The organism is Paenibacillus oryzae, from assembly GCF_001675045.1.
Classification (GTDB): Bacteria; Bacillota; Bacilli; order Paenibacillales; family Paenibacillaceae; genus Pristimantibacillus; species Pristimantibacillus oryzae.
Genome location: NZ_LYPA01000015.1, coordinates 1 through 12,227, shown reverse-complemented (window position 1 = coordinate 12,227; position 12,227 = coordinate 1). Strand labels below are relative to the sequence as shown.

Genomic DNA, 12,227 nt, shown 5'->3' with positions numbered 1-12,227 from the left:
TTCTATGTCTTGGTGGCCAGTTTATTCAAGCATAGATTCTCACCATTACCAGTTAATCTCGCGAACTGCATAAGTCATGTTATAATGGCGTATAAAAAACTTGCGTATAATAAATGCGATAAGGGCCGCCAAATGAAACGCCTGTGCCTAGCTTCTTCAGCTTTTTATCCAATATACTGTCGCGATGCCCGGATTTTGAATTCAGCAGCGAATAGTGCGCAAACAAGCTGTTTCCAAAACCTGCGGCTATATTTTCGGCAGCGGAGCCGTAGGTTATTCCTTTAGCCTTGATGCGGTCAAACGGCGAAGCTCCATCTGGATTGGTATGGCTGAAATATTGCCTATCCGCCATATCCGAGCTGTGGGCGCGCGAAGCGGCTGCCGCAAGCTTGTCCCATTCCAATAAGGGAAGTCCGCGACTGGCTCGCTCTGCATTTGTAAGCTCAAACAGCAGAGTCTCCATGGCGGCTTGCTCCTTGACGCTTAAAGCTTTTGTGTTTCTGGGAACGAGGGATGCGTCTATCTGAAAGACACCAATCATTTTGTCACGATCCTGGGTATCCAGAAAAACCGTTGTGACCCTGTTATTGCGCTGAAATTCGTAATATGTATCCTCGCGTCTAGATTTTCCCGCATTTGAAGGCAGCTTCAGATCGTCGAGCGATTGTCCCAGCTTTACGATATCGCTCCAGGCATCTGGCGTATTGGTGAATAAAGCGACAACCGTATCGTCCAAAATGCCAAACATGGCAAACCGCCCATCGGCATTGTAAACATGCCAGCTAAAGCTGTAGTCGCTATCCAGCACGCGCTGTGGCTGTCCCAGCAGCACGGCCGGCTTGCCAGCGCCATCTCCGATGGAAATGCCCAGCAGCTCGGAATCGCGGGTTTGCGGAATGGCTTTACGGGAAAGACTGGAGCTATGCTCCTTGACCTTGTATAAAAAGGTCAGCGCCTCCGCGCGAGTAAGGTTTCCCCGAGGCTCAAAGCCGTTTACTGTAGGGGTCGTCCTGCCTTGGGATATGCTCTCGTCCAGCAGCCATTGCACCGCTTCGGATTCGCTGAAGGTCTTCCCATTAAGAGCGGAGGCCAGCAGTCTGGCTGCATCGCCGCGTTTAAAGCCGCCGCGTTTATTGTTATAGGATAGCGGCCATCCCTGGTCCTGACCGTAACGGTAATAAGCGGCGCTCCAGCTTGCCCCGGCTTCATCCCTGCTGGACACTAATTGATAGGAGCGCAGCAGCATAGCTAGAAATTCGGATTCGGTTACCAGATTTTGAGGTTTGAAGGTGCCGTCATCATAACCTTTAGCCAAGCCTTGATCAATGGCCCATTCAATGTAGGGCAAAGCCCAATGACCGGAGGTATCCATAAGGGATATTTTCCCCTCAGCAACCGCCGACGGCGGTGTAAAAGCCAGCCCGGTCGCGAGCAGACACGCTGCCAGCGCAACATGCAGCTTGCGATGATGTGGAGGCGGCATACTATTGCTCTTGTCGTCACGTTTCAGCATATTGGCCCTCATTTCGGCTGGATCTACTTATTTTTGCAAGCTTCTCATAGTCAGTATACAGCAAGTCCAGTCTACAAAAAATAGGTTGATTTACCGGGCTGGTTATGGTAAAATTTCTAATGTTGTTTGTATAACTCGGACGGTCCGCTATAAGTGGAGATCGGCTCTAGTGAGAGACCAGGAGCTTACATGAACGTCTATGGTGGAAGGAGTGAACTCAATGAGCATTGTACAAGAGATTACGAAACAGCAATTGCGTACAGACCTTCCAAGCTTTCGCCCTGGCGACACGCTGAAGGTACACGTTAAGGTTATCGAGGGTTCGCGCGAGCGTATCCAGCTGTTTGAAGGCGTTGTAATCAAGCGTCGCGGCGGCGGAATCAGCGAAACCTTTACGGTTCGTAAAATTTCGTACGGCGTAGGCGTGGAAAGAACGTTCCCGCTTCATTCGCCTAAAATCGACAAAATTCAAGTTGCGCGTCGCGGTAAAGTCCGCCGTGCTAAGCTGTACTACCTGCGTAACCTGCGCGGTAAAGCGGCTAGAATTAAAGAGATTCGTTAAGAAAAGACGACAAGAGGGGCTTGCGCAATCAAGCTCCTTTTCGTTTTTCTGCCAAAGTGGTAAGAATCAATTTAGCGCAGGAAAGAGGGCGGAACTTATGGATTTGCACCGTAATGCTGAACAGCCGGCAAACGACAAGGAAGAATCGGCGCGCAACGAAGAGAATGGGCAGCAGGATGCCATGACACAGCAATCCGCCATGCCTGGACGAGCAGCTTCCAAAAAGGGCGGAGGCGCTTATAAGGAAATTGTGGAGTGGATTAAAGCGCTTGTCATCGCAGTTGTTCTGGTTTTTGTCATTCGCCAATTTTTGTTTTCTCCATATATTGTCGATGGTTCGTCCATGAAACCTAACTTCGAGACGGACGAGCGTCTTATAGTCAACAAAATCATATACACGTTCAAAGAGCCGCAATTCGGAGATGTTGTCGTATTCAATGTGCCTCAGCAGGGACGAAAATTCGTCAAGCGCGTAATAGGCGTACCTGGCGACACGGTTAGGCTTGAAGGCGACGATTTATACATTAATGGAGAAAAAATCGAAGAGCCGTACATTGCTGAAGCCATTGCCGCTGCAAAAGCGAATGGCGGTTTGTATAACGGCGAAGGATTGCGGTATAATTTCCCGAATGGTTCCTTCGCGGAAACAACCGTGCCGGAAGGCACTATTTTTGCGCTTGGCGATAATCGCGGAGACAGCCAGGACAGCCGTTCCATCGGTTTTGTCGATCAAGACGAAATCGTGGGCAGAGCGGATGTCATTTTCTGGCCGCTTAATAAAATCGAGTTTATAAAGCACAGATATTAGTTCGTGTTCAACCTCTATTAAAGGACGGGGTGAGTGTTTGGCTATACAGTGGTTCCCGGGCCATATGACCCGCGCCAAAAGGCAAATACAGGATAAATTAAAGCTGATTGACATTGCCATTGAGCTGTTGGATGCGCGTATTCCGATTTCTAGCCGGAATCCCATGGTCGATGATATTTTACAGGGGAAACCACGGTTAATCATTTTAAATAAAGCGGATTTGGCCGACCCTGTAACGACGCAGCAATGGATGGATTATTTTCAGCATGAAGGGTTTTCCGTCATTTCGGTAGACTCCTCCAGCGGAACCCGGGTTAATGAAATTCCAGGTAAAGCAAAGGAAATTCTCCATGAAAAAATTGCAAAACAAATCGCTAAAGGGATGAATCCTCGTGCGGTCAGGGGGCTGATCGTCGGTATTCCTAACGTCGGCAAATCCACCTTGATTAATCGTCTTGCGGGACGCAATATTGCTGCTACGGGAGATAAGCCTGGCGTAACAAAAGGGCAGCAGTGGATTAAAGCCGGAACGGATTTGGAGCTGCTGGATACCCCGGGCATTTTGTGGCCTAAATTCGAGGATCAGCAGGCGGGCTACCGATTGGCCGTAACAGGCGCAATCAAGGAGCAGATTCTGAATGTCGACGATATCGCCTATTTTGCTACAAAGGAATTGGTGCAGCGTTATTGGCCTACGTTGAGTGAAAGATACGGCTTGGAATCGCAGCCGTCGGACATAGAGGATAACGAGCAAATCGTAGCTGTTATGGAAGAAATCGGCCGGCGCAGAGGCTGTCTCATGGGAGGAGGCCTCGTCGATTTGGAGAAGGCATCCGGTATTATTTTGCGCGATTTGCGTGCTGGCAAACTGGGCCGCATAACGCTGGAGGCTCCTTACGACGATATGCCTTTGAGGGAGAAGTAAGCAAGGCCGGACGGGGGGAAGGTATGCTGCAATACGAAAGGGACTTATGGAATGAAGGCTTTGTCAACATCGCGGGAGTTGACGAGGTAGGCAGGGGCTGCTTGTTCGGAGATGTTGTGGCCGGAGCAGTCATATTGCCGCCCGGGTTAATAATTGAAGGAGTCGACGATTCCAAAAAGCTATCCGAAAAAAAACGGAATCAGCTTTATGACCAGATTGCCGATCAGGCGTTGGCATGGTCGGTGGCCCGCGTGGATGCATCCATCATTGATAAGATCAACATTAAGCAAGCGGCTCGTCTGGCCATGAAGCTTGCAGTGGAAAGCTTATCCCACTCCTGCGACTTTTTGCTGATTGATGCGGAGAAAGTGGACATAGCTTTGCCGCAGAAATCCATTATTAAAGGAGATGCCAATAGCCAAAGCATTGCTGCGGCATCCATTATGGCCAAGGTAACCCGCGACAGGTTATGCGAAGGAGAATGGGAGACCGCTTTTCCGCAATACGGTATTGCCATACATAAAGGATATGCAACCAAGCTTCATCGCGAACGGCTGCTGGAGCATGGTCCAAGCGAGCTTCATCGCCGTACCTTTCTTCGCAAGCTGCTGGGGGATGAAGCGGTTCTCGAAGCCCAGGGACAAGAGGTTGCTTGGGGCGAGGCAAAAGAGGCGTAACGTGATAGAAGGATGGCATCAAGAAAGCAAAGCATCAAAGGAAAATACCATGTAAAAAGAAGCACAGCTTGGCGTGGCTTTAACGCGCTGAATCAGCTGAAGTGTTGGAATGAAATATTGGGGTGTAAATAAGCTTGTTTTTCGGAATGTTTCCTTGCGTGTTTCGCGGGGACATTAATCGGAGGACGAGCTTTTTTAATATAGTCAAACATGACGAGGGCCGCTCTTCAAGGAAAGGGCTGCTTGACCGATAAACAATATAGATGTCAAGGTTGTAGAGGGCAATGCCGCAGCAGACAAGGAGAGAAGTCGATATGAATATCAGTCAAATGATGAGAGGTCTGCTCGGAGAGGCGGTTGCTGGCGAAACGCGGACAATGGAGCTGAGAACGGGCCAAATCGTGCGTGGCGTCGTTATGCAAGTGATGGAAAATAATGAAGCGCTCGTTAATATAAATGGCGTACAGGTTCGCGCACGTCTGGAAATGCCGATGCAGGCCGGGCAATCTGCGCTGCTTCAGGTACAGCCGGAATCGAACGGCTCCTTGATTGTCCTCAAGGGAGCGGAGACGGGTTCTCCTGTTCTTATGGAGGATACACTGAAGGAATTTACAAAACAGCTCGGCTTGCCGGATCAACGATGGGCGATGGAGCTTGTCAAAGATTTGCGCAAGGACGGTTTTCCTTTCAACCGGGCTACCTCGGATGCCTTTCATCAAGCGGCAGCCGCAATGCCGCATGGCGCAAATCAGGAGCAATGGATGAATGCGGCGGCAGCCGCATTTAAACGCGGGCTGCCAATGACGACTGCTACCATTGCTGCCGTAGGGCAAACCATGCATGGAGCAAGCGTGCATGCCTTGCTTGACGGTCTTCAGAAGCAGCTTGCCGCCCTGCTTCAGGGAACAGGCGGAGAAGCCGTTTCTCCCGAAACTCGGCTAGGAGCAGAGTGTTTGCTTCGGCTGCTGCAGGTGGGCGAAGGCTTGCTGCAAAACGGAACGTCCGGCGGCAAAGACGCCGGAGGTACGGCAACGGCTAATGCATCTCCTGGCAGCAGTGCGGGTGTGGCCGGTCCGCAAGGACAAGCTGCTGCTACAGCCCAGACGGTTGCGGGTACGGCCGCAGGTCAACAACCCGGAGGGCTGCCGGGCAATACTGCGGGCAGCCAGACAGGCGGACAGGCGGCAATTCAAACGATGCCGGGTTCGCCAGCTGCAGCATCGGCCCCAGTAGCGGGCCAGCCAGCAACGGGGAACGCCCCTGCTGCTTCGGCGGCAGGCTCCATGGCCGCCAGCTCGGCCACAACGGCTCCTGCGGGAGAAGGACAGACACAGGCCCAAGCTACCGCGAATCAAGCAGGTACTACAGGACAAAACCATTCGGCTGCCACTGCTTCGACAAATTGGCTAGGACAAATGATGAAATGGCTGGGCGTTGATCATGAGCTGCAGCTTGCGCGCGCAGCTTCGGGAGGAGACAATGGAGCTGCTTCCGGCGCAGCCAAAGGAGAGGCGTCAGGGCAGCCTTCGGCTCAAGCTGGCAGCAGTGCGCAGCAGACGGCGCCTCAAGCGGCGCAAAACAACCCAACGCAGCCGACTCAGGGCGCTGGTTCGCAGTCTGCGGCGCAGACCCAGGCGCCCGCAGCTTCCGGCGCGCCTCAACACGGCAACGCCGGAGTGAACATGCAGGACTCCCGAGCCGGAGATCCAGCGGCATCGGCACAGGCAAGAGCGGCGGGCCAAGGCGAAGCGCCTCACCAGGCTGCAAACTCGGCCGCAGCAGCTCGAACTGCCGGTACTGCGGGAGCGCAAGCATCCGTTCCCGCTTTGCAAGCTGATCTAGCGTCCAATTCGTCGGCGCCTGCACCGGCAGTTAATGGAGGCGCGACTGCAGCGCCTGCGGCAGCGCCGATACAGGATTCGCTCAAAAGCGCGCTGATGTCGCTCGTTAGCGGAAACGATGTTCCTCCCGCTGTTAAGGAGACTATACAAAGCTTGATCCATCAAATTACCGGCCAACAGCTTTTGTTGTCGCCGGAGAGGAATAGCTCCCTTTTTACACACGTAACTATGTTTATTCCACTAAAAGATCAGGACGGCGGCGGGACAGCCTCCGTGCACATTCAGACAAGGCGAGGGCGCAAGGGCGAGCTGGATGCGAACAATTGCAGACTTCTCTTTAATCTTTCGATGAAGGTGCTGGGCGATACGCTGGTGGATGTTCAGATAACGGACAAAATTGTTAGCTTGAACCTGTGGAATGACCATCCCGCTATTTCCGGCTTACTGGAGACTTCAAGAGGCGAAATGTCCGAACGTCTGCTGGGAGCAGGCTACCAGTTGTTATCCTTGCGCAGCAGTCCGTTTCCCGCACAGGTCGAAGCGGCTAGCACAATGCCGGAACCGGCTGCCAGCAAACGTCAGGCTCCGCCCGATATTTCCCAGTTTTCGTCCACGCGCTACAAAGGAGTCGATTTCCGGGTATGAGCAAAAAAGAAAATCAGGATGGACAGCCGATCCGTAAGGCCGTTGCCCTTAAATATGAACCGGGAGAAGCCTCGGCGCCTGTACTTGTTGCAAAAGGAAAAGGGCAGCTGGCGGACCGCATTCTGGAAACGGCCAAGGAAAACGGCGTTCCCGTTCAAGAGGACGCTTCATTGGTAGAGGTATTGTCCAAGCTTGATGTTGATCAGGAAATTCCGCCGGAGCTTTATACGCTGGTTGCGGAAATATTAAGCTTTGTTTATCGCTCGGACCAAAGGGCGCTGGAGCAGAGACATGAGTGACCGCCGAAAGAAAACAGGGCAGCTGGGAGAGCGGGAAGCCTGCCGGCGCCTAATTGAGGAAGGCTATATGATCAGGGACGTCAACTGGCGCTGCCGGAGCGGCGAGATCGACGTAGTAGCGGAAGTTGACAATCGGATTGTTTTTATAGAGGTCAGATCCCGCAGCATTTCCAGCTTGGGTCGTTTTGGCACAGCTGCCGAATCGGTGGATTACCGTAAAATGCAAAAAATAAGGAACGTAGCTGCTGTATATTTGCGTCAAAAGGGGCTTCAGGAAAGAGCGGTCCGTTTTGATGTCATCACCGTTGCGTTTCATCTGGGGAGCGGCGACTTTGGAAGCCGGGACGGGGAAGTAATTGAAGGGGGCGCTTCACCGCTTATCAAGGATTACCGGCATTACACGGGCGCTTTTTGAATAAGGGGCTTAATGTGAGCGGATGTTCAAAAGGCAAACAAAAAGCAAACCCCGAGATTCGCGTATCAGCGCACTTGGTGTTTGCTTTTTGTTTGCCGCAGAGCATATCGGCTAAAGGCTTTTTACGGATAGCTTTGTTAGCACAGTTGGAATGGGGAGTGCGGAATGCTATTGTTCCTGCCGGAGAGCTCATTAAATGCTGCTTGAAGCGCCTGAAGCATCGGTTCTGCGGTATTGAATAGCCTCAGCAATATGCTCCGCTTCAATATATTCGCTCGCCTCCACATCCGCGATGGTTCTGGACAGCTTGAGCAGACGGTCGTATGCGCGCATACTAATGCCAAGCGATTGAAAGGCTTGCTCCAGCAGCATGCTGGCTTCCCTTCGAAGCCGGGCCGATTTTCGAAGCGCCGCTCCGGCAAGCTCGCTATTGCAATAAGCGCCAACCGCGCCATTACGCTGGCGCTGCCGTTCCCGTGCAGCTTCAACGACGCCTCGAAGCTCTGCTGATCCAGGCGGGCGGCTTCTTTGCGTATGGTCGTTTGAGCGAGGGCGCGGCACCTCCAATTGAAGATCGATCCGATCAAGCAATGGACCAGATAATCGGCTACGGTAGCGGCTGATGGCGGTGCTGCTGCATGTGCAATAGTTGCCTCCGTATTCATGGCCGTAATATCCGCACGGACAAGGATTGAAGGAGGCGGCGAGCATGATGGAAGCGGGAAACTGCACAGTTGCTTTAGCTCTGGAAATCGTAATGACGGAGTTTTCCAGCGGCTGACGCAGCATATCCAGCACAGAGCGCGGAAATTCGGTCAGCTCGTCCAGATAGAGAATGCCTCTGTGCGCAAGCGTCAGCTCTCCCGGTTTAGGCATTGTGCCGCCGCCTATCAAGCCGGCAGTGGAAACGCTGTGATGAGGCGATCGAAAGGGCGGAGTCCGGATCAACCCTTCCGCATTAGCTGGCAGCTTGCCCGCTACGCTGTATATTTTGGTAACCTCAAGCGCCTCGTTTTCATCGAGAAGCGGCAGGATGCCCGGAAGCGCCTGAATCATCATCGTTTTGCCGGTGCCGGGAGGTCCGCTAAACAAAATGTTATGGCGGCCTGCGGCTGCAATAAGAAGCGCCCGCTTGGCATGCTGCTGTCCGATTATATCGGCAAAATCAGGCAGGGGCCGCTCCCCCCAGACAGCCCGGTTATCGCCGATAGCACGATCAGAAGAAGGACAGGGATGAACCTCTGCCAACTCAATGCTTTCATTTCCCGTTTTTTTGCCGCGGGAGAGCATGCCGTTTTTTTCATAATTTGTGCCAGATCCATCGGGTGACAAGCTCCGCATATCGGTGGTGTGGCTATCTAACTCGCCGTTTACGGGGTCTACCTTTAAGTCTCGTAAAACTCCCTCTTTGTTTTTAATCGCCTGCAATTGCTTGAGATGCGACAAGCCAAACAGCTCCATGCCGGAAATCCAGCCTGCTTCACGGCAATTGTCAAGCGGCAGTAAAACGGAAGTAATACCTCGTTCCTTGGCGTGCTGAATCATGGCAAGCACTCCCGGAACAGGACGCAGCCCCCCGTTAAGCGACAGCTCCCCAATGACGAGCGTTTTCTGAAACAAATCTCTGCCAATCTGGCCGCTGGCCGTCAAAATTCCGGCAGCAATGGCCAAGTCAAAGGCTGTCCCTTCCTTTCGCAAATCCGCCGGAGCCAGGTTGACCGTTATTCGCTCCATCGGAAAGGAAAAGCCGCTGTTTTTAATCGCAGCCCGAACGCGCTCCACCGATTCCCGAATGGCAAGATCCGCGAGTCCGACAATATTGACCTGGGGCAAGCCGTTGCATATATCCACCTCTACCGATATCCGGGTTCCTTCTACGCCAAAAACGCTGGCGCTGTCAATTGCGTTAAACACAAAAGCACCTCCATGGGCATTGATAGTCCCAAAAGAAGGTGCTTCCTCACTTTTGCAGAAAAAGATTCTACATGTATAATAATAGGTGTGATCTCCAAAATGTTCAAAAACGTTCAAACAGTCAGGCTTTACAAACTAGAATAAAGGGAAAAAGTAATGATGTCAATGACCGTAAACCCTTTCATTCTCGTTTTGAGATCATATTCATATCAAAAAAGCCTGCGCATTGTACCAGAAAAGTAAGGTATGCTGCAATGAAAAATGCTACAATATTGATGTTTGTGTACAGGTGACTGATTACAGTCTGTGAAATGGAGGATTTCAACAATGAATATCCATGAGTATCAAGGTAAAGCAGTGCTGAAACAGTATGGAGTTGTTGTTCCGGAAGGAAAGGTAGCGTTTACAGTTGACGAAGCTGTGGCGGCTGCCGAGTCGCTCGGAACGCCGGTAGTAGTCGTTAAAGCGCAAATTCACGCGGGCGGCCGCGGTAAAGCGGGCGGCGTCAAGGTTGCCAAAAACCTGGACGAGGTACGCGCTTATGCTGGCGAAATTTTGGGAAAAGTGCTTGTTACACACCAGACCGGCCCGGAAGGCAAGGAAGTCAAACGCCTCCTGATCGAGCAGGGCTGTGACATCAAAAAAGAATATTACATCGGCGTTGTGCTGGACCGCGGAACAGGCCGTGTCACGATGATGGCATCGGAAGAGGGCGGTACGGAAATCGAGGAAGTGGCGGAGCATTCGCCAGAGAAGATTTTTAAAGAAGTTATTGATCCTGCGGTTGGCATGCAAGCGTTTCAAGCGCGCAAGCTGGCTTACGCGATTAACATTCCCGGAGCCCTTGTTAACAAGGCCGTGAAATTTATGCTGGCTTTGTACAGCGCTTTCGTGGAAAAAGATTGCTCCATCGCCGAGATCAATCCCCTCGTCGTAACGGGCGACGGAAACGTTATGGCGCTTGACGCCAAGCTGAATTTTGACTCCAATGCGCTGTATCGCCACAAGGACATTGTGGAGCTGCGCGACCTGGACGAGGAAGACGCCAAGGAAATCGAAGCGTCCAAGTTTGATTTGAGCTATATTGCCCTTGACGGCAATATCGGTTGTATGGTCAACGGCGCAGGTCTGGCGATGGCAACGATGGACATTATCAAATATTACGGCGGAGACCCGGCCAACTTCCTCGACGTTGGGGGCGGCGCTACGAAAGAAAAAGTAACGGAAGCCTTTAAAATCATTTTGTCCGACGAAAAGGTGAAAGGTATTTTTGTCAACATTTTCGGCGGCATTATGAAATGCGACATTATTGCTGAAGGCGTTATTGCCGCAGCGAAGGAGCTTGGCCTTGACCGTCCTCTCGTGGTGCGTTTGGAAGGCACAAACGTGGAGCTTGGCAAAAAAATGCTTAATGAATCGGGCTTGAACATTGTAGCTGCCGATTCCATGGCTGACGGCGCTCAAAAAATCGTTGCTCTCGTTAAGTAAATAAAAGGCCACACAAAGCCATTTATTCCAAAGCCACAGAAATCCAATCAGGGGATGTGAGTGAAGTTGAGTATTTTGGTCAATAAGGATACAAAAGTCATTACACAAGGGATTACGGGCGCAACAGGCTTGTTCCACGCCAAGGGAGCGCTTGACTACGGCACGCAGATGGTAGGCGGCGTAACGCCTGGCAAAGGCGGAACAAACGTCGACATCACGCTTGAGAACGGCACGGTCGTTTCCCTGCCCGTTTTTAATACAGTAAACGAGGCGGTAAAGGAAACAGGAGCAAACGCTTCCGTTATTTACGTACCGCCAGCTTTTGCGGCGGATGCCATTATGGAAGCGGTTGATGCGGAGCTGGAGCTTGTTATCTGTATCACGGAAGGCATTCCGGTATTGGATATGGTTAAAGTCAAGCGTTATATGGAAGGCAGCAAAACGGTTCTGATCGGACCTAACTGCCCAGGCGTTATCACACCGGGCGAATGCAAAATCGGCATTATGCCAGGCTATATTCATAGCGTAGGACATGTGGGCGTCGTATCGCGCTCCGGAACGCTTACGTACGAGGCGGTTCATCAGCTGACGACACGCGGCATTGGCCAATCCTCAGCGGTAGGCATCGGCGGCGATCCTGTTAAAGGCTCCGAGTTTATTGATATTTTGAGCCGCTTCAACGATGATCCCGACACGTATGCGGTTATCATGATCGGCGAAATCGGAGGCACTGCGGAGGAAGAAGCCGCGGAGTGGGTTAAAGCCAACATGAAAAAGCCGGTTGTTGGTTTTATTGGAGGAGCTACTGCGCCTCCGGGCAAACGGATGGGACATGCAGGCGCCATTATTTCAGGCGGCAAAGGCACAGCGGCTGAAAAAATCGCTACGCTGGAGGCTTGCGGCATCAAGGTAGCCCCAACTCCTTCCGACATGGGAGCTACGCTTGTTGACGCGTTAACTGCTAACGGCTTGCTGGAGAAATGTACAACCGTTAAATAAAGGATTGATGCGGCGCTGGCTATTTCCAGTCCCAAGCCGTATAATAAACTCAATCAATAGAATAGCCTCTCGGAATTAGAGCCGGGCTAAAGGGGTGGAAGTGGGGGCGACGAATCTGTGGAGCTGGAAATCCTGGAATAT

11 protein-coding genes are annotated in these 12,227 nt (G+C 52.0%); 9 read left to right on the top strand and 2 right to left on the bottom strand.

The features are described 5' to 3' along the window. Positions 1-79: 79 nt before the first annotated feature. Positions 80-1,513, bottom strand: a complete 1,434-nt coding sequence (locus A7K91_RS00155; protein WP_068678450.1) for an S-layer homology domain-containing protein — start codon at positions 1,511-1,513, stop codon at positions 80-82. Positions 1,514-1,733: 220 nt separating this feature from the next. Between A7K91_RS00155 and rplS the strand changes: the two genes are divergently transcribed. The 7 genes from rplS (at position 1,734) to A7K91_RS00120 (ending at position 7,685) form a co-directional block, all read left to right on the top strand. Further along, positions 1,734-2,075, top strand: a complete 342-nt coding sequence (rplS, locus tag A7K91_RS00150) for a 50S ribosomal protein L19 (RefSeq protein WP_068678448.1) — start codon at positions 1,734-1,736, stop codon at positions 2,073-2,075. 97 nt (positions 2,076-2,172) lie between these two features. Further along, on the top strand, positions 2,173-2,883 hold the full coding sequence (gene lepB, locus A7K91_RS00145) for a signal peptidase I (RefSeq protein WP_245697114.1): 711 nt from the start codon (positions 2,173-2,175) through the stop codon (positions 2,881-2,883). 37 nt (positions 2,884-2,920) lie between these two features. Continuing rightward, a complete protein-coding gene (gene ylqF / locus A7K91_RS00140) occupies positions 2,921-3,808 on the top strand; it encodes a ribosome biogenesis GTPase YlqF (protein ID WP_082967145.1) in 888 nt (295 codons plus the stop codon). Positions 3,809-3,831: 23 nt separating this feature from the next. After that, a complete protein-coding gene (locus tag A7K91_RS00135) occupies positions 3,832-4,485 on the top strand; it encodes a ribonuclease HII (protein WP_068678444.1) in 654 nt (217 codons plus the stop codon). A gap of 314 nt (positions 4,486-4,799) precedes the next feature. Then, on the top strand, positions 4,800-6,971 hold the full coding sequence (locus tag A7K91_RS00130; RefSeq protein ID WP_068678442.1) for a hypothetical protein: 2,172 nt from the start codon (positions 4,800-4,802) through the stop codon (positions 6,969-6,971). Continuing rightward, positions 6,968-7,270 carry an EscU/YscU/HrcU family type III secretion system export apparatus switch protein gene (locus tag A7K91_RS00125; RefSeq protein WP_068678440.1) on the top strand — a complete coding sequence of 101 codons (303 nt, stop codon included), beginning with the start codon at positions 6,968-6,970 and terminating at the stop codon, positions 7,268-7,270. Before A7K91_RS00130 ends, A7K91_RS00125 begins: the two co-directional genes overlap by 4 nt. Next, a complete protein-coding gene (locus tag A7K91_RS00120) occupies positions 7,263-7,685 on the top strand; it encodes a YraN family protein (protein ID WP_068678438.1) in 423 nt (140 codons plus the stop codon). Before A7K91_RS00125 ends, A7K91_RS00120 begins: the two co-directional genes overlap by 8 nt. A gap of 192 nt (positions 7,686-7,877) precedes the next feature. Here the strand turns inward: A7K91_RS00120 and A7K91_RS00115 are convergent, their stop codons facing one another. Next, positions 7,878-9,599 (bottom strand): YifB family Mg chelatase-like AAA ATPase, encoded by a 1,722-nt coding sequence (locus A7K91_RS00115; RefSeq protein ID WP_068678436.1) that lies wholly within the window; start codon positions 9,597-9,599, stop codon positions 7,878-7,880. 327 nt (positions 9,600-9,926) lie between these two features. Here A7K91_RS00115 and sucC point away from each other — a divergent pair, with 327 nt between their 5' ends. Continuing rightward, complete coding sequence (gene sucC, locus A7K91_RS00110) at positions 9,927-11,087, top strand: ADP-forming succinate--CoA ligase subunit beta (protein ID WP_068678434.1); 1,161 nt, start codon at positions 9,927-9,929, stop codon at positions 11,085-11,087. 66 nt (positions 11,088-11,153) lie between these two features. Continuing rightward, complete coding sequence (gene sucD / locus A7K91_RS00105) at positions 11,154-12,086, top strand: succinate--CoA ligase subunit alpha (protein WP_068678432.1); 933 nt, start codon at positions 11,154-11,156, stop codon at positions 12,084-12,086. Positions 12,087-12,227 lie beyond the last annotated feature (141 nt).

What these genes read in the sequence shown, in the direction of transcription:
- sucC (WP_068678434.1), top strand. Translation starts at nt 9,927, where the DNA reads ATGAATATCCATGAGTATCAAGGTAAAGCAGTGCTGAAACAGTATGGA.
- rplS (WP_068678448.1), top strand. Translation starts at nt 1,734, where the DNA reads ATGAGCATTGTACAAGAGATTACGAAACAGCAATTGCGTACAGACCTT.
- A7K91_RS00135 (WP_068678444.1), top strand. Translation starts at nt 3,832, where the DNA reads ATGCTGCAATACGAAAGGGACTTATGGAATGAAGGCTTTGTCAACATC.
- A7K91_RS00155 (WP_068678450.1), bottom strand. Translation starts at nt 1,513, where the DNA reads ATGCTGAAACGTGACGACAAGAGCAATAGTATGCCGCCTCCACATCAT.
- A7K91_RS00125 (WP_068678440.1), top strand. Translation starts at nt 6,968, where the DNA reads ATGAGCAAAAAAGAAAATCAGGATGGACAGCCGATCCGTAAGGCCGTT.
- A7K91_RS00120 (WP_068678438.1), top strand. Translation starts at nt 7,263, where the DNA reads ATGAGTGACCGCCGAAAGAAAACAGGGCAGCTGGGAGAGCGGGAAGCC.
- lepB (WP_245697114.1), top strand. Translation starts at nt 2,173, where the DNA reads ATGGATTTGCACCGTAATGCTGAACAGCCGGCAAACGACAAGGAAGAA.
- A7K91_RS00130 (WP_068678442.1), top strand. Translation starts at nt 4,800, where the DNA reads ATGAATATCAGTCAAATGATGAGAGGTCTGCTCGGAGAGGCGGTTGCT.